Genomic DNA, 22,199 nt, shown 5'->3' on the forward strand with positions numbered 1-22,199 from the left:
GTGCTACCAGGTCCAGACGGTCGGATCGACGGCCGGGTAGGTCGCGCAGTTCTTGGTGCCGTGCGCGACGACGCCCTTGTTGTTGAAGAACAGCTTCGCCCAGTTCGGCCAGCGCCAGGACATCTGCTCGTAAAAGGCGTTGGTGGCCGTGTTCTCCGAATACTGCCGGCGGCCTGCGTAATCCAAGGAGAAGAACCAGTAGATGCGATCGCGGGCGCCCTGCTGATCGGCGGCAGGCTTGTTCTTGTAGTCGATCATGTAGCGCTCGTAGTACACCGGATTGGTGTCCCGTACCGCGGCCATGTACTGGTCGACGGTGCAGGTGGTCCTGAGCATGTTGCTCGGGATCGGGTACTCGTCGGTGGCATCGGCGGCCGCGACGCCCATCGGTCCCACCGCGACGGCGGCCACCGCCGCCGCGGCTGCGGCCGCCGCGATTGCTCCGCGCTTCATCGAAGAGATCGTCATCAGACCAGAGACTCCTGTGGGTGACGTTGAATCCGGGGCCACGGCTGCGGTTTCGGCCGGGACCGCACCCGCTGCGGCCACCAGAACCACCTGCCGAGCAGCGCGGCGATCGACGGCGTCATGAACGAGCGGATCACCAGGGTGTCGAACAGCAGACCCAGACCGATCGTCGTGCCGACCTGGCCCATGATCGTGAGGTCGCTGACCGCCATCACCATCATCGTGAAGGCGAAGACCATGCCCGCGGCGGTCACCGTCGAACCGCTGCCGCCCATCGCCCGGATCATGCCGGTGTTCAGCCCGGCACGTATCTCCTCCTTGAGCCGCGAGACGACCAGCAGGTTGTAGTCCGCACCGACGGCCAACAGGATGATCACCGCCATCGGCAGCACCATCCAGTGCAACTCGATGCCCAGTATGTGCTGCCACAGCAGCACCGAAACGCCGAACGACGCTCCGAGCGAGAGCACCACCGTGCCGACGATCACCGCCGCGGCGACGATCGCGCGGGTCAACAGCAGCATGATCAGGAAGATCAAGCAGATCGCGGCGATCCCGGCGATCAACAGGTCGTACCTCGTCCCGTCGGCCATGTCCTTGAATGTGGCCGCAGTACCACCGAGGTAGATGGTCGAGCCCTCGAACGGTGTGCCTTTGATCGCGTTCTTGGCGGCAGTCTTGATCGCGTCGATCCGCTCGATACCGTCGGCGGACATCGGATCACCCTCATGGTTGATGATGAACCGCACCGCGTGCCCGTCCGGGGACAGGAACTGTTCCAGACCCTTTGCGAAATCCGGGTTTTCGAACGCTTCAGCCGGCAGGTAGAACGAGTCGTCGTTCATCGCCTCGTTGAAGGCCTTGCCCATCTCGGTCGAGGTCTCGGCCATGATGCGCTGCTGCTCCTGCATACCCTGCTGGGTCTGCTGCATGGTCAGCATCATCTCCCGCATGCTCACCATGGTCTGCTTCATCTCGGGCATGATCGCGATCATCTGCGGCATCAACTCGTTGAGCCGATGCATCTGCGGCATCATCTCGTTCATGTCCGTGGTCATCACGTCCATGCCGTCGATGACGTCGAAGACCGACCGCAGCGACCAGCACATCGGGATGTTGAAGCAGTGCGGTTCCCAGTAGAGGTAGTTTCGGATCGGCCGGAAGAAATCGTCGAAATTGGCGATGTTGTCGCGCAATTCCTCGATGTTGGCCACCATGCCGTCCATGGACGCCACCATCTGGCTGGTGGTGTCGGCCATCTGCTCGGTGATCGCCTGCATCCGATCCATGTTGCCGATGGTCTTCTGCATGTCCGCGACCTGTTTGGTCATATCGGCGGTGCGGTCCGTGTTGTACTTCTCGTTCAGTCGCTGCAGGGTGCTCTGCTGACTGATCATGTACGGGATCGTCGTGTTCTCGATCGGCGCACCGTCGGGCCGCGTGATGGTCTGCACCCGGGCGATGCCGTCGACCTGGAAAACGGCCTTGGCGATCTTCTCGATAACCAGGAAGTCCGCCGGATTCCTTAGATCCCGGTCACTTTCGATCATCAGCATCTCCGGGTTCAACCGCGACGGCGAGAAGTGCCGCTCGGCCGCCGCGTAGCCCTGATTGGAACTGATGTCGTCGGGCAGGTACAGACGATCGTTGTAGCTGGTCTTGTAACCGGGCAGCGCCAGCAGTCCGATGAGCGAGACCGCGATGGTGGTGATCAGGATCGGGCCCGGCCATCGGACCACCGCGGTACCCACCGAGCGCCAACCACGCACGCGCATGGAGCGCTTGGGGTCGAGGAACCGGCCTGCGATGGTGACGATGGCAGGACCGAACGTCATCGCGGTGACGATGAGCACCAGCATGCCGATCGCAAGCGGCACACCGAGTGTCTGGAAGTACGGCAACCGGGTGAAGCTCAGACAGAAGGTGGCGCCCGCGATGGTCAGGCCGGACCCGACGATCACATGGGCGGTGCCACCGAACATGGTGTAGTAGGCCGACTCTCGATCCTCGCCGCTACCGCGAGCCTCCTGGTAACGGCCGACGAAGAAGATCGCGTAGTCGACGGCGATGGCGATCGCCAACGTGACCAACAGCCCGGTCGCGAAGGTCGAGAGGCCGATGACGTTGTAGTAGCCCAGGAATGCCACCGCACCACGGACCGTCATCAGACTGACCACCACCATCAAGAGGATCAGCACCGTCGTCATGATCGACCGGAAGATGACGAGCAACATGATGATGATGACCAGGAAGGTCAGCGCCTCCACCAACCGCATGCTGCCGTGGCTGGCCTCGGTCTGCTCGGCCGTCATCGGCGCGGATCCGGTGACGTAGACCTCGACACCCTCGGGCGCGGGGATGCTCTCCACCATGTGCTTGACGGCTTCGACGGATTCCAGCGACAGCGACTCGCCCTGATTGCCCGCCAGGTTGGCCGAGACGTAGACGGCCTTACCGTCGCCGCTCTGCACACCGGACGCGGTCAGCGGATCGCTCCAGAGGTCCTGCACATGCTCGACGTGCTTGGTGTCGGCCCGCAGCTTCTCGATCAGCTCGGAGTAGTAGCGGCGAGCGTCGTCGCCCAGCTTCTCCTGCCCTTCCAGGACGATCATCGCCGAGCTGTTGGACTTGTATTCGCCGAACACCTGACCGATGCGCTCGGTGGCGATGACGGCAGGCGCCTCCTTCGGGCTCATCGACACCGACCGCATCTCGCCGACCGTCTCGAGCTGCGGCACCGCGATGTTCAAGAACGCGGCGATGGCCACCCAGATGAGGATGATGGGAATGGAGAGCCTGCGAAGTACGCGGGCGATCCGTCCGAAATGTGCGCCCTCGTGCGGCGCGTTGGTGGTGATGGGCCCGGTGGGCGCGTCCGCGTGCGCGCTCATGCGGACTTCACGATGCAGAAGGTCTGAACATTGGTACCGGTGGCGCTGCGCTCGTCCTTGACCTCACCATCGACGATCACCCGGCACCCCAGAAAGTCGGTCTTACCCTGTGCCACGATGTTGGCCGCAGCCGACGGCTCCGTGGTCTGCAACGTGATGGACCACGGCAGGACGGCGGCGTCGACTCGCTGCGGCTCGCCCTCCAGATCCACATAGTTCACATCCACGGCAGCCCCTTCCGGACCAAAGATCTCGTACGTCAACACTTTTGGATCAAACGGTTCCGGATCGTTCGCGAACTCCACCGGTGTTGTCAACGGCGGATCAGATGCGAACACGCCGCGGACACGATCGACGGCAAACCCCGCTACGCCGATCACCGCCACGGCAACCAGGGGCAACCACACCCGCTTGAGCAATTGCATCGCCGCTTCCTCCCGCACTGCCGCCGTCAGCCATCAATCGCACTCAAGTTATACAAGCAGATCAGTTCAGACAAGCCGAACGGCTAACTGATCTTGACTAGATAGTTAGACAATGCTTAGCCGCATGGTGAACTGGATCACGGCGTCGCAACCGAGTCGGCCAGCGCACACCGGTCGGCGGCCACGGATTGATCAGCGTCGCGGCGTGCCGGCACAAAAAAATCCCGGCCCTTGCGGGCCGGGATTCAACGGAAAGGTGTGGTCAGCGCACCGGGGTGGCCAGCGGCCAGCCGACCGAGGCCAGCCGCGACGCGACCTGGTGGATCTCTTCGGGATTCGGTTCTTTCTCGATGATCTTGTGCACGGCGTCGCGGATCTCGTCGTCGGTCACCGGGGTGTCACCGTCGTTGGACCGCAGGATCGCCTGGGCGGCCTGTACCACCTCGTCCTCGGACAGCGAGCGCTTCAGCAGCGCCAGCAGCGCAAAGTAATCCTTCGGCGGCACACCCTCGGGGTAACCCTTGTGCAGCCACGTCAGCACGTTGTCCATGTAGCTCTCGGTCATGGCGTCAGCTCACTTACCCGGAAGGAACGGGACGGGGTTGAATCCGAAGTGGTGAATGATCGTGGCCTTGGTGATCCACAGGATCGCGATCACGATGACTGCGGCGACGGACGCGAACAGCACCAGCCCGAGCGTCTTGAGCGCCGGGTTGGCCGCCTGTACCGTGCCGTCCTCATGGGTGCCGCCGGCCCCGTTCGAGTAGGCCACGAGCCCGAGGGCGAACACCGCGGGCAGCCCGGCGCCGAGGATCAGGCCGACCACGAGAACCTTGAAGATGGATTCCAGATAGATCATCAGTTTTCCTTGTGTCGGGGTGATCTAGACGGCGGCTTTGTCGGCCTTGGTGGCCTCGCGGACATCTGCGGGCACGACCGAGTTGGTGGTGTCGTCCCAATCGGCGTTGACGTTCTTGTGGTCGACCTTCTGCTGCTGGGCGCGCCACCACATGTAGAACGAGAGTCCGACCAGGATCAGGAAGATCAGGCCGTCGCCGGCGAGCGCAGCACCGGTGATCGACTCGACGCCGTGGGACAGCCAGAACGACAGCGCCCCGACGAGCCCGGCGGCGGGCAGCGTGATCAGCCAGGCCATCGCCATGCGTCCGGCCACGGCCCAGCGCACCTCGGCGCCGGGCTTGCCGACACCGCTGCCGAGGATCGAACCGGTGGCGACGTGGGTGGTCGACAACGCCATACCGGCGGCGCTGGAGCTCAGGATGATCGCGGCCGAGGAGGCCTCGGCGGCGAGGCCCTGCGGGGACTCGATCTCGACCAGGCCCTTGCCCAGGGTGCGGATGACGCGCCAGCCGCCGATGTAGGTGCCGAGGCCGATGGCCAACGCGCAGGACGCGATGATCCAGAACGGCAGGCCGTTCTCCTTCACGTCACCGGTCAGGTGCCCGGTGGTGATGAGCGCGAGCGCGATGACGCCCATGGTCTTCTGTGCGTCGTTGGTGCCGTGCGACAGCGCGACCAGTGAGGCGGTGGCGATCTGGCCCCAGCGGAAGCCTTCCTCACGACGCTTCTTCAGCACGTTGCGGGTGATGCGGTAGACCAGCCAGGTGCCGCACGCCGCCACCAGGCAGGCGATGAACGGCGCGGCGACCGCCGGGATGAGCACCTTCTGGACGACGCCCGACCAGTTGACACCGGCGAGACCGATCGCGGCCAGGCCCGCGCCGATCAGCCCGCCGAAGAGCGCGTGCGACGAGCTGGACGGGATGCCGAAGAGCCAGGTCAGCAGGTTCCAGAGGATGCCGCCGATCAGGCCGGCGAAGATGATCGTCAGCCCCGTGGAGGCGTCGATGCCGGATACGAGCGACCCCGTCTTGCTGTCCTGGATCTTGAGGACCGACGTGGTCACCGTCACCGCGACCTCGACCGAGAGAAAGGCGCCGACGAGATTCAGGATGCCCGCCAGGATCACGGCGGTTTTGGGCTTCAGCGCACCGGTGGCGATCGACGTCGCCATCGCGTTTCCGGTGTCGTGAAAGCCGTTGGTGAAATCGAAGGCCAATGCTGTTGCTATCAGCAACACCAGAATGATCAGCTCTGCGCTCATGGCGCTAATTTTGGGGCCATCGATGCATTTTTGACTAGCCGGAAGCTTGTCTAAATGAGGCCTCTGACCAGGCGATTTAGCTGACCAGGGCATGTGTTCATCCAGTGTTCATCCATCTGATTTCGCATGTTCGCCCGAGTTGTGCGCGGCCACGGCTAAAGCCTGGGAGTTGGCTGTGAGCCCCACTCGCGGCGGGCATTACGATCTATGCAGTCTGCGGTGCTCCAGGCACATCGATATGACCGCTCCCCGCGCTTCTACACCAGGAGTTTTCGAGTGAACGCATTTCTGGCCAAAATTGCGGCCTGGCTCAATGCCGGCTACCCGGAAGGCGTACCCGGCCCCGACCGGGTGCCGTTGCTCGCCCTGCTGACCCGGCGTCTCACCAATGACGAAGTGAAAGCCGTCGCACAGGACCTCATCGATCGCGGGCAGTTCGACCACATCGACATCGGTGTGCTGATCACCGAGATCACCGATGAGCTTCCCCGCGACGAGGACATCGAGCGGGTGCGCGAGCGCCTGGCCGCGCAAGGCTGGCCGCTGGACGATCCGCGCCCCGACGAGGGCGAGAGCCAGGCCGGAGGCCAGCGATAGCCCTCCTGCGCCCGGTCCCCGTCACGGGCGACTCGCTGTTGCCCGACCTCGCCGATCTGCTCGCCGGCCGCGGATCGGCGATCCTTCCGGTTCCCGCCGACGACGAACGTCAAACTTCGCTGTTGACAACGGCTTTACGCATCGACGAGCCGATCGACGACGATGTCGCCGTGGTGGTGTCGACGTCGGGTACCACCGGCGCGCCCAAAGGGGCGCTGCTCACGCGCGGGGCGTTGATCGCCAGCGCCGAAGCCACCCACCGGCGCCTCGGCGGGCCGGGCCGATGGCTACTGGCGCTACCCGCCTACCACGTGGCGGGGCTTCAGGTCCTGGTGCGCAGCGTCGTCGCGGGCAGCAGTCCCGTCACCGTTTCCCCCGCATTCGACCCCGCCGAATTGCCCTCGGCGGTAGCGGCATTGGGAACCGGGCGCCGGTACGCCTCATTGGTCGCGGTGCAGCTCGACAAGGCCCTGCGCGACCCGGCGGCCTGCGCGGCATTGGCCGAACTCGATGCGGTGCTGATCGGCGGAGGGCCGATGCCCGCCGGTGTGGCCGAGCGCGCCGCGGCCGCCGGAGTGACGGTGGTGCGCACCTACGGGATGAGTGAGACCGCGGGCGGCTGCGTGTACGACGGCGTGCCGCTCGAGGGCGTCGCCGTGCGGTTGGAGGATTCCCGGATCGTGCTGGGCGGTGCGACGATCGCCAAGGGTTACCGCAACCCCGTCGCCCCCGATCCATTCGCCGAACCTGGCTGGTTTCGCACTGATGACCTTGGTGCCGTGGATGATTCAGGGGTGTTGCGCGTGCTGGGCCGCGTCGACGACGCAATCAGCACGGGCGGTCTCACCGTCCTTCCGCAGCTGGTGGAATCGGCTCTGGCCACCCACCCCGCGATCGCGGAATGTGCGGTGTTCGGCGTGGCCGACGAGCGGCTGGGGCAGCGCGTCGTCGCCGCGCTGGTGTTGACCGCCGGCACCGAACCGCCCGAACTCGCAGACCTACGCGCCCACGTGGCACACACCCTGGACGCCACGGCCGCGCCGCGCGAGATCCACGTCGTCGACGAGCTTCCCCGCCGGGGCATCGGCAAGCTCGACCGCCGCGCGCTCACCGCACGATTCGGTTAAGTGCAGCAATTCGGGTCGAGCACCACGCACAGCGCTTGCAAGGCCTCCGGCCGAGCCCGGTGGAAGACGTTCATGCCGCGGCGATCCGAGATGACCAGCCCGGCCTTGCGGAGCTGGCCGAGGTGGTGGCTGACGGTCGATTCACTCAGGCCGAGCACCGCCGCCAGGTCGCCGCTGGTCTCCTCCGCGGCAGCCGAGCTGAACAGGTAGGACATGATCTTCACCCGAACCGGATCGGCGATCGCCTTCAGCCGCATCGCGACGTGAAGGGCGTCCTCATCGCTGATCGGGCCCGCAGCCACCGGCGCGCAACACACCGGGGCGGACATGTCGATCACGGGCAACGCTTTCGGCATGCATCCATCCTGCCAGCTTTCTTGACATATATCAAAAAGGTGGCAGTCTGGGCTCGACACCGAATTCGATATATGTCTCATCAGCCCGGAGGTCCGCCATGTCCCGCGTCCAGCTCGCCCTCAATGTCGATGACCTCGACGAGGCAATCGCCTTCTACTCCAAGCTGTTCAACACGACCCCGAACAAGGTGAAGCCGGGCTACGCCAACTTCGCCGTCGCCGAGCCGCCGCTGAAGCTGGTGCTGCTCGAGAACCCCGGCAACGGCGGCACGATCAACCACCTCGGCGTCGAAGTCGAGTCCAGCGAGCAGGTGCACGCCGAGATCGCCCGGCTGACCGACGAAGGGCTGTTCACCGACGAGGAGATCGGCACCACGTGTTGCTTCGCCACCCAGGACAAGGTGTGGGTGGCGGGCCCGGCCGGCGAGAAATGGGAGGTCTACACCGTGCTCGCCGACTCCGACACTTTCGGCACGAGCCCTTCTCACCTCGATGAGTCAGCCGATGGCGGCGCGTGTTGCGGCGGTACTGCTGCCGCCAAGTCGAGTTCCGCGTCCTGCTGCTGAGCCGGTGCCCGACGGCACCGTGAAGAATACTGAAGCGGTACAACACGTTACGCTTGACGCAGGCAGGCCGCGTCGCTTGCTTACCACATTGCGCGGAGATTATGCGTCCGGCGACATGGGGGTCGGCCAGTCGGCGGGTGGGTCATGCAGCGCTGAGATGTCGGGCAGCGGTTTTCGGCACATCGCCCTCGCCTGATGCGGAGTCATACCCAGTGTGCGCAGCAACCTCTCGGTCACTTCGTCGACGGTGGCGTCCGTATCGCGTTGCGGACGTTCGCGGAGAAGCGTAGTGAGGCCGACGAGCATGCCCCCGGCGATGGCAAGGCCGAGTTCGGCGTCGGCGATGGTGAAGCGGTGTCGTTCGATCGCGGCGGCGATGTCGCGGAGGGCCCTCGGAGACAAGCCACGGTCGGACAAGATGAGCGAGCCGCCGTTGGCGAGCAGGAGCGCAGCTTCTTCGGGGCGGGAGCGGAAAAGGCGTCCAGTCAGACGGAAGTTGACGGCGAAGGCCTCGGCAGGATCTTCCATTGATCCGGTGAAACCGTCCAGCAGGGCACCGAGATTGTCGAGGGCGTCGGCGACGGCCGCGTCGAACAACTCCTCCTTGCTGGAGAAGTGGTTGTAGAAGGACCCCATTCCGACGTCGGCCGCCTGGGTGATGTCCAGGATCGGGACGTTGAGCCTGCCTTCAGCGATGAAGCGTTGAGCCGCGCGGATCAGGGCGCTGCGGGTCTTCAGCTTCCGTTTTTGCAGGCGGTTGACCGGGGCATCGGGCGTTTCGGGGTCGCGCTCAGGCACGTCCATGGACCGAAGATACCAGTTCAAGTCAGTGCTGATGATTTCGTCAGATTGCCTTGACTGACGATTGAGTCGTATGTGACGATTTCCTCAGGTTGCGATTGAGGAGGCAGAGTTGTGGCGCAGGCTGTGACGCCCATGTCCGATGGGCACCGGTATTTGCACAGCGAACGCGGCGCATTGGCCGGTGAACATTCCGGCCGGGCGCGGGATCCGATCATTCGGGTCGCCGACATCGCGTGGCTGGAGTTCGACAAACCCGACCTTGTCCGCGCGGAGGCGTTCGCCCGTGCGTTCGGTTTCGGCGTCGCTCTGCGTGACCCGCAGGAGCTGCATCTGCGCGGGACCACTGCCGGTTCGCCCTGCGTGATCCTGCGGCGTGGTCAGCACAGCCGCTTCACCGGACTCGCGTTGCGCGCCGCCGACGAGGTCGACCTGCTGCGCCTGGCCGACAAGACCGGTGCTCGGTTGCAGCCGCTCCCCGAATCGATAGGGGGAACGGCGGTTCGGTTGACCGATCCCAGCGGCATTGCGGTCAAAGTCGTCGCCGGCCTGCACACTCTGCCCGCCCAAACTGAACAGACACCGCAGGTGCGCAACACCGGAATCGCCGATTCGCGGATCAACGCCACAGTGCGACCACCGCGGGTACCCGCCCGCGTGCAGCGGCTGGGTCATGTGGTGCTGCAGTCCACCACGTACTTGCGGACGCTGAACTGGTATCTGGAAACGTTCGGGATGATCGTAAGTGACTTCCTCTTCTTTCCCGGGCAGCGTGACCGCGGACCTGCAATGAGCTTCATCCGGTGCGACCGCGGCACCACTCCGGCCGACCACCACACCCTCGCCCTGGCACTTGGGCCGACCAACCGTTACGTTCACTCCGCTTATGAGGTCAGCGACCTCGACGCGCTGGCAGCCGGTGGCGAATACCTCAGTGAGCGCGGCTATTTCCGGTCCTGGGGTATCGGTCGCCACATCCAGGGCAGCCAGTTGTTCGACTACTGGCGCGATCCTGACGGGTTCCTGGTGGAGCATTTCGCCGACGGTGACATGTTCGACAACACCGTCGAGCCCGGCTGGGCCCCGTTCACCGCATCGGGCCTTGCACAGTGGGGCCCCCCGGTGACCAAGGACTTTCTCGACGCAACACCGCGGGCAGCACGACACCAAGTGACCTCGATGCTCAGCGCCCTGCGCGACAACAACGAATTCGACCTCGACCGCCTCGTCGGCTTACTGAAAGTTGCTACCCGATGACCATTTCCGTTCTGCGTACGACCGATGGCTGGTGGGTCCAGACCCGCACCGGCGCCACCAAGATCGCCACCACCGCCACCAGCACCGGCGAGCTCCTCGCCGACCGTGCGGCCGTCGAGGCCGCTGCGGAGTCCGAGGGCTCCGTCGCGGTCGAGGAGCTGACGCTGCTGTCGCCAGTCACCGCTCCGTGCCGCGTGGTCGCTCAGATGACCAACTTCGAATCACACGTCCGCGATTCCGGGATGGACCCGAAGACGATGCCGCTGACGTTCTTTCGGAAGTCGTCGGCCTCGATCAGCGGACCCTTCGATGAGATCGTTCGGCCCGCGCACGTGGGCCTGCTGGACTACGAGATCGAAATCGGGCTGGTCATCGGACGCGACGTCCCGGTGGGCACCAGAATCACCGATGCCAACCTTGCCGATTACATCGCGGGCCTGACCATCACCAACGACGTGTCGGCCCGCGACATTCAGCTACCGCAAACCCAGTTCTACGAGGCTAAGTCCTATCCGACCTTCACCCCGGTAGGACCCGCGCTAGTGCTCGTCGATGCCGCTGAACTCGCCCGTTTCGGTGACCTGCGGCTGCGGCTGAGCGTCAGCGGCGACGAGCGTCAGAACGCCCTCGTTGACGGTGACATGTTGTACCGCCCGCTACAAGCCCTGCAGTCTCTGACGCGCTTCCAAGAGCTGGCCGCGGGCGACCTCATCCTCACGGGGACCCCGGCAGGCACCGCGCTGACCGCCCCACCCAAACCGATCGAGATGATCGGCAACCTGCTGCCGCCCGTGGTCAAGTGGAAGGCGTTCATCTCACGGCAGGCCAAAAACCCGAAGTACCTGCAGCACGGCGATGTCGTCGAGGCCTCCATCGCCACCGACGACGGCGCCCTCGACCTGGGCGCCCAGCGGTTGACGGTGCGGCACGGATGAGCGCCGACATGCTGTGGCCTGCCGCTCGATCGCCGCAGGACATCACTGCCATCGAAGATGTCCCGCTGGAACGTCGCGGACTGCCCGCGTGCACCTACGACATCGTCCTGCGCGCAGGGCGGTTGTGGCCTGACCGCACGGCTGTCACCGTCCTGCCCGACGGAATCGACTATGCGAGAAGCTCGCGCCGGACGTTCGGCGAACTTGCCGCCGATGTGACACGTGCGGCAAAAGCGTTGCGACACTGTGGTATCAGCCGACGCGACGCAGTGCTGCTGATCAGCCCAAACTGCGATGAGCTGATCACGGCCACCCTCGCTGCGCAGGCCGCCGGCATCGCGGAGCCGATCAACGGGTCGCTGTCCGGCGACCACGTCGCCGAACTGGCTCGGCTCTCGGGTGCCCGGGTGCTGATCACCGCCGACCCCGAGCTCGACCCCGCCGGTATGGAACGCGCCGCCGACCTCGCCGGCGCGGGAATGATCGACACGGTGTTGTTGCTGCGTCCCACGCCGGCTGACGGCACACCGGGCCCACTGCCGGATCTGCCAGGCGTCACGGTGGCCTACCTGTCGGTCTTGGCCGCTGAGCACGACGCCGAACCACTCGACGGTGGGCAGGCTGAATCAGCGGACCTGGCCGCCCTGTTCCACACCGGCGGCACCACCGGCACGCCGAAACTGGCCGCGCACACCCACGGCAACGAAGTCGCCGACGCGTGGATGGTCGCGGTCAGCGCTGACCTCGACGAGGATGCTGTGGTCTTCGCCGCGCTGCCGCTGTTTCACGTCAACGCCTTGATCGTCACCCTGTTGGCCCCACTGCTTCGAGGCCAGCCCGTCGTGTGGGCAGGACCGCTGGGATACCGCGACGTGGGCTTGTACCAGAACTTCTGGAAGATCGTGGAGCACTATCGGCTGGCGGCGATGAGCGCCGTGCCGACCGTGTACGCGGTGCTCGCCCGAATTCCCGTCGACGCCGACATCTCGAGTCTCAGCTCCGCGGTGTCAGGTGCTTCGGCGCTGCCGGACACCGTGCGCCAGGACTTTCGCGACGCCACCGGCGTGAGTCTGGTCGAAGGCTACGGGCTCACCGAGGCGACTTGCGCCAGCGCCCGTAGCTTCCCCGAGCACCCGCGCCCCGGCTCGGTCGGACAGCGCATGCCGTACCAGAAGGTCAGGACAGTCGAGGTCGGCGACGACGGTGCCTGGCGGGACCTGTCGTCAGGTCAGGTCGGGACGCTGGCGATCGGCGGTCCCACCGTCTTCCCCGGCTATGTCACCGCCCGCACCGACGACGGCTACGTACTCGACGGCCGTGACGCACTGCGCGAAAGCTGGCTCGACACCGGCGATCTGGCCCGCGTCGACGACGACGGTTTCATCTACCTGGCGGGCATAGCCAAAGACCTCATCATCCGCGGCGGCCACAACATCGACCCCGTTCTGATCGAGGATGCGCTGCTCGCTCATCCCGACGTCACTGCGGCCGCAGCAGTCGCGCGACCAGACGTCCATTCGGGCGAAGTGCCAGTCGGATTCGTCACGGTGCGGCCCGGCGCGACCGTCACCGGTGACGGCTTGACCGCCTTCGTGGGCGAGCGGATCAGCGAACGCGCCGCCACCCCCAAGACGGTCACCATCATCGACGCGATACCCATGACCGACGTCGGCAAGCCCCACAAGGTGCCGCTGCGGGCCACCGCCGCTCAACACGCGCTCACCGACGCGCTCGCCGACCAACCCGGAGTGCTGCAGATCGTCGGCCAGGTCAGTGCCGGAGGGCCTGTCGTCGTGCTCACCCTCGGCCAGGCAGCCGACCGCACCGCCGTGGAACGGGTGGTGAAGTCGTTCGCGGTGAACTACGAGATTCACCAGCAATGACACCCCCAACGAATAAGACACCCGCCGAACACGTTTCGGTTGCCGTGGTCGGGGGCGGGCCCACCGGGATCGCGGCAGCGACCCTGCTGGCCCAATACGGTGTCGACAGCCTTGTGTTGGACCGGTGGCCGCACGTCTATCCGCAGCCGCGGGCGGTACACCTCGACGACGAGGTGTACCGGATCCTGGGCCGCCTCGGCGTCGCGCAGGAGTTCGCCGACATCTCCCGCCCGGCCCGTGGCCTGCGCCTGGTCGACCGAAATCTGGCCGTACTGGCTGAGTTTCAGCGAGATACGTCGCCCACGAGCAACGGCTTTCCGGCGGCAAGCATGTTCGATCAACCTGAACTCGAGGAACTACTCCGGCAGAATCTCCGCCGCTACCCAAATGCCGAGTTCCGGGGTGACGTCGAGGTCCTGAACGTCACCTCCAACGGCGCGGGCAATCCGCTGCGTCTGCGAGTCCGCAACCGCATGAGCGGCCTCGAGTCGCTGATCACCGCGGACTACGTGCTGGGCTGCGACGGCGCCAACAGCATGGTGCGCACGGCGATCGGTGCCAGGATGCGCAACCTGAAGTTCGATCAGCGCTGGCTGGTGATCGACATTGCCACCGACGCCGAGTTGAACCAGTGGGACGGTGTGCATCAGGTCTGTGACGGTGATCGCGCCGGAACGTACATGCGGATCGGCCCCACCCGCTACCGGTGGGAGTTTCAGCTCCTCGACCACGAATCGGTCGACGACTACGCCGCCCTGCCCGCACTGCAAAGGCTGATCGCTCCGTGGACGCGGGGCATCGAGGACGCCGACCTGCGGGTGATCCGCGTCGCCGAGTACACCTTCCGCGCCCAGATCGCCGACCACTGGCGCCGTGGCAACGTCTTTCTGCTCGGCGATGCCGCCCATCTGACCCCGCCGTTCATCGGCCAGGGCATGGGTGCTGGACTTCGCGACGCGATGAACCTGGCCTGGAAGATCACCGGAGTTCACCGCGGTGAATTGCCGCCCGCCACACTCGACAGCTACGAAGACGAACGCCGCCCGCACGCTCGTCACATGATCTCGCTGGCGCTCAACGTGGGGCGCGCCATGACTTCTGGTGGCCGGGTCGGGACGGCTGTGAGGTCGCTCGTACTGCCCCGGCTGCACCTGATACCAGGACTGCGCGCGAAGATCACCGATTCGCAGACTCCGCCCCTGCGGCCCTCGACGCTGGTGCAGCGCACCCTGTGCACACGTGGCATTGCCGGCCACCTGTGTCCGAACGCATTGCTCGACAACGGGGTTCGCCTTGATGACGAGCTGGGCGTCGGCTTCGGCGTGATCACGGCGACGCTGACCGCGACGCAGCAGGAGATGGTGACGGCCCGTGGCGCGCGGACGGTGCGCGTGGCACCAGGATCCGAGCTGGCCCGCTGGCTCGAGAGTCATCAGAAGACAGCGGCAGTGGTAAGACCCGACCGCACCGTGCTGATGGCGGGGCGCGATGTCACCGCAGTGTGCCGGGCGCTTCCACATTTCTTGCCGGAACAATCTCCGGCGCGGACCACTGCTGCCCAATCCCAAAAGGACTGACCACGTGTTTCGTCATCCCGCCGCTGTTCCGGCGTACCGGCCGGACATTTACACTCGCGCAGCCATACTCGATCCCTACCCCCACTATCGAGCGATGCGTGAGCTGGGGCCTGTGGTGTGGCTGGCCCGCCACCGCCTCTACGCCCTGCCGCGCTACGCCGAATGCAAGGCGACCCTGCGTGACGACGGACGGTACCTCTCCGGACATGGAGTTGCGGCCAATCCTCTGACAAACCGACTATCGCGCGGCACCACCCTCAACAGTGACGGGGCCGATCACGACCGGCGGCGCAAGCTCGTCGCGCATCGCTTGATGCCGCGCTCTCTGCGCAGCCTCGGCGACGATGTCGATACACAGGCCCGGTCCCTCGTCGACGACGCCGTGCGCCGAGGAACTGTGGACGCGGTCGCCGATCTCGCCACCGCACTTCCGCTGGCCGTTGTCCCTGATCTGGTGGGCTGGCCCCGCGATGAGCGCGCCCACCTACTCAATTGGGCGGCAGCAACCTTCGACATTCTCGGCCCCGCGAATTGGCAAGCACTCAAGGCGGTGCCGCGCAGCCTGCACATGCTGCGCTTCGCGCGCCGTGTGGTCCGCGAGCGCAACGTGCTGCCGGGGAGCATGGCTCACGAACTACTCACCGCCGTCGACGAGGACGGGCTGGCCGCCGAGGACGTGCCGCCCCTGCTCATCGACTACATCGCCCCGTCGCTCGACACGACGATCAGCGCCATCTCCAGTGCTCTCTACCTGTTCGCCACCCATCCCGAACAATGGCACCTTCTCAAAGAAGAGCCCGCCCTGTTGTCCAACGCTGTCAACGAGATCGTGCGATTCGAGTCACCACTTCGGGCCTTCACCCGAAAGGTGCTTCAAGAGACCGAGATCGGCGGTACGCAGCTTCCCGCGGGGGCGCGGGTACTGGTGATGTACGCCTCTGCCAACCGTGACGAACGGGAATGGGACGCCCCCGACGTCTTCGACATCCGCAACAACGCCGGACGCCACGTCGGGTTCGGCAGCGGCGCACACGCCTGCGCCGGCCAAGGGCTGGCCCGGTTGGAGACCACCGCGATGCTGCAGGCGCTCATCGAACGCGTCGACCGCATCGAGATCGCTGCCGAGCCGACGTGGGCCGTCAACAACGTCATTCACCGCCACGAGCACCTACCGGTACGGCTCATTCCTGCCGCATGAGGTCACGCGTAAACACCGGTCCGTTCACCCGAGGAGGGGTGTGCGTCCCGCTGTCAAGGCGTCGAGCCGAGTCTGCATCGCGTCTCGAACGCGCACAGCGAGGTCATCTGCGGACTCATCGGCATCAGGCATGATCTCCGGCATCACCGCTGTGACGAGCTTGGTGGGCAGTGGTATAAGGCAGCAGGCCGACCACGCCGAAGTTCCGGCCGCAGGGAATGGACACGCTCACAGTAAGGTCCTTGACGCGCAACAACTTCGGCAATCGAAGCGCCCGTCAGCGGCCTGACCGTCGCTGAGCATCACCAGCGACTCTCCGGCCCCGGCAGTGACGATCGACACGATGGTCGTCCACGTCACCGCCCGGGAAGACGAGAACATTGTGACCGGCTTCGAAGGCTGCGTCGGCAGCCGTTCGGCCGCCCGGCGTGCCACCAAATCTCTCGACAAGCGATCCGGCGCCGAGCGTCCACGCGATCTGATGCAGCATCGCTGTGGTTGGCCGTGTGATGCCCGCGGCCTGGCGCGCCTCGACCAAGGCCCCAACGTTGAGATCGATGACCCAGGGCGCGACGCGGTCCAGGGACTGCAGGTTCATGTCGACGATCCACACGATCTCCCCGAGGTCGGGCACCAATCGGGTCGAGCACCGCTTCCCAGATCGCTCCCTCGTCCAGGATCATCGCCGTGGACAACCACGGCACGCGGGAAGCGATGAGATCCAGGTCCGAGCAATCGTCACGATGGTTCATCGTTCCTTCGATTCAGGCTGAGTGTTGGGTTACGTCGGCGCCTGCGCCCGGATAGACCGGGCGCCAGGAGCGTTCGATGAACGAGTGCAGGAGGCCGACCGCCTGCGGGCCGGTGCGTGTGCGCCACACCACGTGGCCATCAGGTCGCGCCACAACGGCACCATTGCCGCCGACCTCGAACATTTCGGTGATCAGGCGGTCACCGTCATCGCCCGCGGCCCTGAGTGCGACAACGGTGAGCGCCACAGTGGTCGGCGTGCGGGTTAGAGCATCCGTCCACCCGCGCGCATCGCCGGTGAACAGGGTCAATCCTCTTCGTGCCACCGCCGCATGGGTTGACAGCTCCGAATCATCTGCCCCCAGGATGATCGCGTGCGGCAGGCGCGCCCCCGGATGCGTGGTCGGGTGGTATAGCGCGACGTCGCCGTCAGGACAGCGGCCCTCGGCGGTGTCGATCAGTGGGCTGGCGTAGGCGTAGCCGAACTCCAAGCCGCTGGCCACGAAATGTTCCTCCTGCCCCGGAACAGCGGCGGCCATCCGCTCGCGTAATCGGCTGCTACGTGCGCTGTTTCGCAGCAGACGTCTCGTACGTGATGTCTGCGCGGTGGTCAAAGCGTCCGCAACGCGGGCGATCACCGGACCGGGCACCCAGCCCAGCGGGAGCATGCCGATGAGTTCGGTCGCCTTGTGCAGTGAGGTGTTGGTGATGCCCAGCGGCGCAGTGACCTCGTCGAGTCTGAAGTGGTTGATGGTGCTCTGCTCGGCGAACCGGGTGACGACCGGCCGTCGTTCGGTCTCGTAGGTGTCCAACAGTGATTCCGAGGCGCCGTCCTGCAGGATAGCGGCGAGCTTCCAGGCGAGGTTGTGTGCGTCCTGCACACCGCTGTTGAGTCCGAAGCCACCGGTGTGGGGGAACCGGTGCGCTGCATCTCCGATGAGCAGAAGCGGTCCGCGGCGGAACCGGTCGGCGATCTGCTTGGTCATCGTCCATGTTCCTGTTGATCGGATCTGGTAGTCGGTGGATCCAATCACGTTGGGCAGTATGTGATTCCAGTAGCTCCGGCTGTCGCGCGCTATCCACTGCGCCGGGTGCAGATATGGTGTCATCAGCACGTAGTCGTCGTCGGCGTGGGCGATCATCACCCCACTGAATCGCGGGTGGTAGATCCAGCTGAGCAGGGGTCGGCTGGTGCCGTTCGGGTAGAGCTGGGGCGCGTGGAAGAAGACGCTGCCCATATTGGCCAGCACTGGACCGGTCATCGCGATGCCGGCCGCGTCGCGCAGGCGGCTGTTAGCCCCGTCCGCGGCGATGACGAATCGCGGTCGGGCGACAACTGGATCCGCGCCTGCGAACCGCAGGGTCAATCCGTCACCGACCAGGCCGGCGCGCACGCCACGCCGGAAATCGACCAGCGGCTCGCCCTCCAGCGCGTTCCACAGCACCGGCATGAGCAGGTGCTGACCGATGTGCGAGATGAGATACGCGCTGTGCGTGCGTACCTCGGCGAGCCGATCAGGTTGGGACAGCAGGTCGATCTCGCCGATCGGATCAGAACGCACGTCGGTGCACCAGCGGATGATGTTGACGGTGTCGATCGGCGGGGTGATCGCTTCCAGCGCGCTTCCCAGACCGGGAGAAGCCTGGTTCCAGATCTCGAGGGTTCGGGCGTTGATGACGTGCGCCGCCGGATGCAGGCGGGTTTCTATACGTTCTTCGATGACGGTGCTGGGGATACCGTAGCGGGCCAGCAGCAGTGCCAGTGTGGATCCTGCGGCGCCGGCGCCGACGATGACGACCGATTCAGTGTCCATGCCTCACAGCGTCTTCCAGGTGATTGCGCGCTTGTTCGATCGTGGTTTGGTGCCGGGTCGCGTGCCGGCGCCTGGCTTGAGCAGCTCATCTCGAGCGGTACCCGCGCGAAGTTGTTCGAGAAGGTAGTCCGGGTCGATATTGGTGCCGATCGGATTCTCGTCGAATTCGGCGCTGTTGAAGTACTCTGCGGTCTGCTGCGCGGTAGCGAAGTTCTCCGTCTGGAATTCCAGACGGATGCCCTCCGGATCTTCGTAGTAGAGACTGGTCGTGGGTCCATGGTTGATGGACCAGACCGGGGTGATTCCGACCTTCTTGAGCCGTTCGTAGGTCAGCAACAACTTTTCCACGGAGGTGAAGGTGAACGCGAGATGGTCGATGCCGTAGGTCTTTCGACGCCAGCGCGATAGCGGAAAGACATGCCGCAGTGGCGGCGGAAGCTTCACCAACGCCAGCCGATGGCTCTCGTGATCCCAGGTGAGAAAGGCGATCTGGCTGTCCTCGTGAGCCACCCGGGCACCGAATACATGTCGGTACCAGTCGATCATCTCCGCGCTGCGCGCTGTCTTGACCACCCAGTGGGCGATGAAGTCGGGTACGAGGCGGTCAGAAAGTTGATCGAGATCCCGTGCGGAGGTTGTGATGTCAGGGCCGTGCGGGTCGGAGGGCTGCAGAGGACTCGGTGTAGCGCTCATGGCTCGGCTCTCCTCTCAGAGTGTGGCGGCGACGATGGCGTTCTGCTGGGTACCCAGGTCGAGCGTCCCAGCGCTGTTGCGTATGGAGGCGGTGACGACATCACCGGGCTGCAGATACGGCTTGCGCTGGTTGAGCTTGACGAACGCCGCCCACAGCTTGTCCTCGGGCAGCAGCGCCGTGGCCAGTCGGCGGATGAAGGCAGGTGGCGAGCCCGCCACGATGCCGTGCGGTGTCCCGGTCAGCAGCACGTCACCGGAATCCCAGTTGCAGAACTCGCTCAGTTCAGTCAGCGTCTCGGCGGGCCTGTAGAGCATGTTCGCGGTGTTGTCGCTCTGCCGCAGCGATCCGTTGACCTCAAGGCGCAACTCGAGATCGTCGAGAAGCCGCAGATCCTCGGGTTCGAGGACCGCCATCACGGGCCCCAGCGGGCAGAACCCCCGGTAGCTCTTACCTTTCAGGAACTGTCCCTGTGGCAGCTGGACGTCTCGAGCGGAGATATCGTTGCCGATGGTCACACCGAAGATGTACTCATGTAGGTTCTCGGTGGTGACCGTCGTTGGTGCATCCACTGTCCCGCGAAGAACCAGCGTCAGCTCGATCTCGTAGTCGAGCAAGGTGACATGAGCCGGGCGGGTGACCGGGTCGCGCGGACCGGTGACTGCGGCGTCGGTCTTGTCGAAGAACAGGTTGAAGGCACGCTTGTTGGGATCCATCCCGGACTCGATGGCATGCTGGCGGTAGTTGGCACCCTGACACATCACTCGGCAGGGAGTGGTGACCGGAGATAGCAGCGCGACATCGGCCGACCTCACCGAACCGCTTTTCGCCGCCGCCGCCGTCCAGTCGGACCTACCGCGTTCGATGAGGTCGGCGGTACGTGGATAGTCGCCGGTAAGAGGCGAGATGACGTCACCGGCGAGGACACCCCAGAAGACTTGCTCGCTGCGCTCGTATCGGACGAGATGGACGACCATCGATTTCTCCGCCTCTGCCCGTCGTTCGACCGGCTCAGTACACAGTCAACTGCGCAGAGACGCCGTGACGCCTGGCCTGAGGTCCAGGATTCAGTGCGAACTATGGTTGTCAGTCCAACTGGTCCTTTTTCGGCTGCAGCACCACCTCGCCGAACTCCTCGGCGAGGGTGAGTGCAGCGTGGAGTTGGAGGCGGCGAACCGTCGCGGGTCGACCGCGAAGTTGCTCGGCGCGCTGTACACGGTAGGCGACGGTGTTGCGCGCAACCTGCAGATCAGCGGCGGCGCCGGCCAAACTCCTGTCGCGGTCGAGGTAATGCTTGAGAGTCCGACGAACAACGGTCACCGACTCGGTGCTGTCGGCCAGATCGCCGAGCTCGCGGGCGACGAACTCGCAGGCAGCCGGCAGGTCGGCGCTGAGCATCGCAACGACGTCGAGATCCTCATAGCAGAACCACCAGGCGTCTCGCGTCGACATCCCGCCGACGCGGGCTGCCTCGGCTGCCTGCCGGTGGCTGTTGCGGAACCCGTCGACGCCTGACCCCGGCGTCCCGATCGCAAGACGGACCCCCGGCGGCGGTGACGCCGTGGGCATGGCCGCCTCCGGCGGCTGGGATGTCCTCGACCCCCAGGCCCACACCCGGTGGGCACCTAGGGGAAGCACGAGCGCCGAGGTGCATCCCGCGGTAACGAGGGTCTCGGACGCGGCGGCTCGTATTTGAATCGGTTCGGCGGGCATGGCCGCCTCGGTCCAGACAATGACCGCCAGGTGCCAGCGGCTCAGGTCGTAATCCAAGATCCGAGTTGCCCTGTCCATTGGCACGGAGTTTCCGTGCAGCAGGTCCTCCACAATCTCCATCCGCAGAGCCACCGAGCTGGTCAACCATGCCTCGTGCGCGCGGGCGTACTCATCGGCCATGCGTTTGGTCAGGATGTCCACGATGCCGAACAGTGACTCGTTGATGCGCCGCATCTCGCTGAAGCGCTGCGCCTCGGGCACCAGGCGTTCGGCTGCGTCGAGCAGCACACCTGCCGCGGCGGCGTGGGCGACGTGGATGCTGCGCAGCATGTGCTCGATGCCGATGCCGCGCGCCACTACCTCCATCGGGCCGGTGAGCACCTCGGGCATCGCCGCGAAGGTAAGGTCGTCGTCGTGTGCGAGCGCGGACAGCGCGCCCAGTGCCACGGCCTCGCACCCCTTGTGGATCTCACCGGCGACGGCGTCCACGGCTAGCTCCGGAATCTCAGCGGTGATGGTCGCTGCCAATCGTGCACCCAATTCGACGGCCCAGCCGGCCGGCCCGGACCCCAAGTGTTCGGCCAGCGCCTGGGCGCGGTCGGGGAGCAGGGAATGGTCTAGATGCGCGCCGCGCACCGTAGGCTCGAGTGTGGCGAACCAGGGCCGTGTCATCGGGAGCCACCATCTCGTACCGGTTGACGTTCACTCGTTTTCGCGCGGGTTCTGCGACCCGCGCCGATGCCGCCAGTGGTGGCCAAGATGGTTGGAGAGTCGGCAGGCATGAACCGACGCTAGGCCCCCCACTTCGAAGCGATCAACATATTTCGGCGAAGACGACGTACCGGCCCGAATTTCGCGACCGATCGGGCGGTTACCACGCAGCTGCTCACGTCGCTTCAGCTCTTCGGCCGAGCAGTGGACGCCGATGGAGCCATGTCGATGCCGTCCATAACGGCCAACAGGTCGTGGAGGCGCTAGGGCTCGCTGAGCATTTGGTCCCATCGCGATGTCCTGCCTGCCTTCGC

General features: G+C 65.3%; 21 protein-coding genes. 8 read left to right on the forward strand and 13 right to left on the reverse strand.

The window, feature by feature from the left end; translation table 11 throughout:
• Window positions 1-3: 3 nt before the first annotated feature.
• From AWC31_RS27835 to AWC31_RS27860, 6 genes are all read right to left on the reverse strand, one after another.
• The gene (locus tag AWC31_RS27835) at window positions 4-468 is read right to left on the reverse strand and encodes a DUF5078 domain-containing protein (protein ID WP_085147478.1); all 465 of its coding nucleotides are present in this window, start codon (window positions 466-468) and stop codon (window positions 4-6) included.
• Window positions 468-3,359: an MMPL/RND family transporter gene (locus AWC31_RS27840; protein WP_085147480.1), complete on the reverse strand. Its 2,892-nt coding sequence runs from the start codon at window positions 3,357-3,359 to the stop codon at window positions 468-470. The genes AWC31_RS27835 and AWC31_RS27840 overlap by 1 nt, the downstream gene beginning before the upstream one ends.
• A complete protein-coding gene (locus AWC31_RS27845; RefSeq protein WP_067848940.1) occupies window positions 3,356-3,784 on the reverse strand; it encodes an MmpS family transport accessory protein in 429 nt (142 codons plus the stop codon). Before AWC31_RS27845 ends, AWC31_RS27840 begins: the two co-directional genes overlap by 4 nt.
• A gap of 262 nt (window positions 3,785-4,046) precedes the next feature.
• Entirely contained in the window at window positions 4,047-4,349 is a 303-nt protein-coding gene (locus AWC31_RS27850; protein WP_067848943.1) for a DUF3349 domain-containing protein, read from the reverse strand.
• 9 nt (window positions 4,350-4,358) lie between these two features.
• Window positions 4,359-4,643 carry a hypothetical protein gene (locus AWC31_RS27855; RefSeq protein ID WP_067848947.1) on the reverse strand — a complete coding sequence of 95 codons (285 nt, stop codon included), beginning with the start codon at window positions 4,641-4,643 and terminating at the stop codon, window positions 4,359-4,361.
• Window positions 4,644-4,667: 24 nt separating this feature from the next.
• The gene (locus tag AWC31_RS27860; RefSeq protein ID WP_085147482.1) at window positions 4,668-5,909 is read right to left on the reverse strand and encodes an inorganic phosphate transporter; all 1,242 of its coding nucleotides are present in this window, start codon (window positions 5,907-5,909) and stop codon (window positions 4,668-4,670) included.
• 276 nt (window positions 5,910-6,185) lie between these two features.
• Between AWC31_RS27860 and AWC31_RS27865 the strand changes: the two genes are divergently transcribed.
• Together AWC31_RS27865 and menE are read left to right on the forward strand one after the other, a co-directional pair.
• The gene (locus AWC31_RS27865; RefSeq protein WP_085147484.1) at window positions 6,186-6,506 is read left to right on the forward strand and encodes a DUF3349 domain-containing protein; all 321 of its coding nucleotides are present in this window, start codon (window positions 6,186-6,188) and stop codon (window positions 6,504-6,506) included.
• Between the two features lie 35 nt (window positions 6,507-6,541).
• Window positions 6,542-7,633, forward strand: a complete 1,092-nt coding sequence (gene menE, locus AWC31_RS27870) for an o-succinylbenzoate--CoA ligase (RefSeq protein ID WP_165766071.1) — start codon at window positions 6,542-6,544, stop codon at window positions 7,631-7,633.
• On the opposite strand, the gene AWC31_RS27875 is transcribed toward menE, so the two are convergent.
• Window positions 7,630-7,989, reverse strand: coding sequence for an Rv2640c family ArsR-like transcriptional regulator (locus tag AWC31_RS27875; RefSeq protein WP_085147488.1), 360 nt, complete (start codon window positions 7,987-7,989; stop codon window positions 7,630-7,632). The genes menE and AWC31_RS27875 overlap by 4 nt on opposite strands.
• 98 nt (window positions 7,990-8,087) lie before the next feature.
• Here AWC31_RS27875 and AWC31_RS27880 point away from each other — a divergent pair, with 98 nt between their 5' ends.
• Window positions 8,088-8,555: an ArsI/CadI family heavy metal resistance metalloenzyme gene (locus AWC31_RS27880; RefSeq protein WP_085147490.1), complete on the forward strand. Its 468-nt coding sequence runs from the start codon at window positions 8,088-8,090 to the stop codon at window positions 8,553-8,555.
• Between the two features lie 99 nt (window positions 8,556-8,654).
• Here AWC31_RS27880 and AWC31_RS27885 read toward each other — a convergent pair whose 3' ends face one another.
• On the reverse strand, window positions 8,655-9,359 hold the full coding sequence (locus AWC31_RS27885; RefSeq protein ID WP_085147492.1) for a TetR/AcrR family transcriptional regulator: 705 nt from the start codon (window positions 9,357-9,359) through the stop codon (window positions 8,655-8,657).
• Window positions 9,360-9,491: 132 nt separating this feature from the next.
• Between AWC31_RS27885 and AWC31_RS27890 the strand changes: the two genes are divergently transcribed.
• The 5 genes from AWC31_RS27890 (at window position 9,492) to AWC31_RS27910 (ending at window position 16,206) form a co-directional block, all read left to right on the forward strand.
• Complete coding sequence (locus AWC31_RS27890) at window positions 9,492-10,613, forward strand: VOC family protein (protein ID WP_085147494.1); 1,122 nt, start codon at window positions 9,492-9,494, stop codon at window positions 10,611-10,613.
• Window positions 10,610-11,548, forward strand: a complete 939-nt coding sequence (locus AWC31_RS27895; RefSeq protein ID WP_085147496.1) for a fumarylacetoacetate hydrolase family protein — start codon at window positions 10,610-10,612, stop codon at window positions 11,546-11,548. The genes AWC31_RS27890 and AWC31_RS27895 overlap by 4 nt, the downstream gene beginning before the upstream one ends.
• Entirely contained in the window at window positions 11,545-13,431 is a 1,887-nt protein-coding gene (locus AWC31_RS27900) for an acyl-CoA synthetase (RefSeq protein ID WP_085147498.1), read from the forward strand. The genes AWC31_RS27895 and AWC31_RS27900 overlap by 4 nt, the downstream gene beginning before the upstream one ends.
• A complete protein-coding gene (mhpA, locus tag AWC31_RS27905; RefSeq protein ID WP_085147500.1) occupies window positions 13,428-15,008 on the forward strand; it encodes a bifunctional 3-(3-hydroxy-phenyl)propionate/3-hydroxycinnamic acid hydroxylase MhpA in 1,581 nt (526 codons plus the stop codon). Before AWC31_RS27900 ends, mhpA begins: the two co-directional genes overlap by 4 nt.
• A 94-nt stretch (window positions 15,009-15,102) precedes the next feature.
• On the forward strand, window positions 15,103-16,206 hold the full coding sequence (locus AWC31_RS27910; protein WP_207626447.1) for a cytochrome P450: 1,104 nt from the start codon (window positions 15,103-15,105) through the stop codon (window positions 16,204-16,206).
• A gap of 277 nt (window positions 16,207-16,483) precedes the next feature.
• Here AWC31_RS27910 and AWC31_RS37555 read toward each other — a convergent pair whose 3' ends face one another.
• The 5 genes from AWC31_RS37555 to AWC31_RS27930 form a co-directional block, all read right to left on the reverse strand.
• Entirely contained in the window at window positions 16,484-16,840 is a 357-nt protein-coding gene (locus tag AWC31_RS37555) for a lysophospholipid acyltransferase family protein (RefSeq protein ID WP_165766067.1), read from the reverse strand.
• A gap of 130 nt (window positions 16,841-16,970) precedes the next feature.
• Entirely contained in the window at window positions 16,971-18,770 is a 1,800-nt protein-coding gene (locus AWC31_RS27915; protein ID WP_085147504.1) for an FAD-dependent monooxygenase, read from the reverse strand.
• Window positions 18,771-18,773: 3 nt separating this feature from the next.
• Window positions 18,774-19,463, reverse strand: a complete 690-nt coding sequence (locus AWC31_RS27920; protein WP_085147506.1) for a VOC family protein — start codon at window positions 19,461-19,463, stop codon at window positions 18,774-18,776.
• A gap of 15 nt (window positions 19,464-19,478) precedes the next feature.
• Complete coding sequence (locus AWC31_RS27925; protein ID WP_085147508.1) at window positions 19,479-20,438, reverse strand: fumarylacetoacetate hydrolase family protein; 960 nt, start codon at window positions 20,436-20,438, stop codon at window positions 19,479-19,481.
• A 109-nt stretch (window positions 20,439-20,547) separates the two neighbouring features.
• Window positions 20,548-21,846: a PucR family transcriptional regulator gene (locus tag AWC31_RS27930; protein ID WP_085147510.1), complete on the reverse strand. Its 1,299-nt coding sequence runs from the start codon at window positions 21,844-21,846 to the stop codon at window positions 20,548-20,550.
• Window positions 21,847-22,199: the final 353 nt, after the last annotated feature.

Origin of the sequence: Mycolicibacterium wolinskyi (genome assembly GCF_002101965.1) — a bacterium.
Classification (GTDB): Bacteria; Actinomycetota; Actinomycetes; order Mycobacteriales; family Mycobacteriaceae; genus Mycobacterium; species Mycobacterium wolinskyi.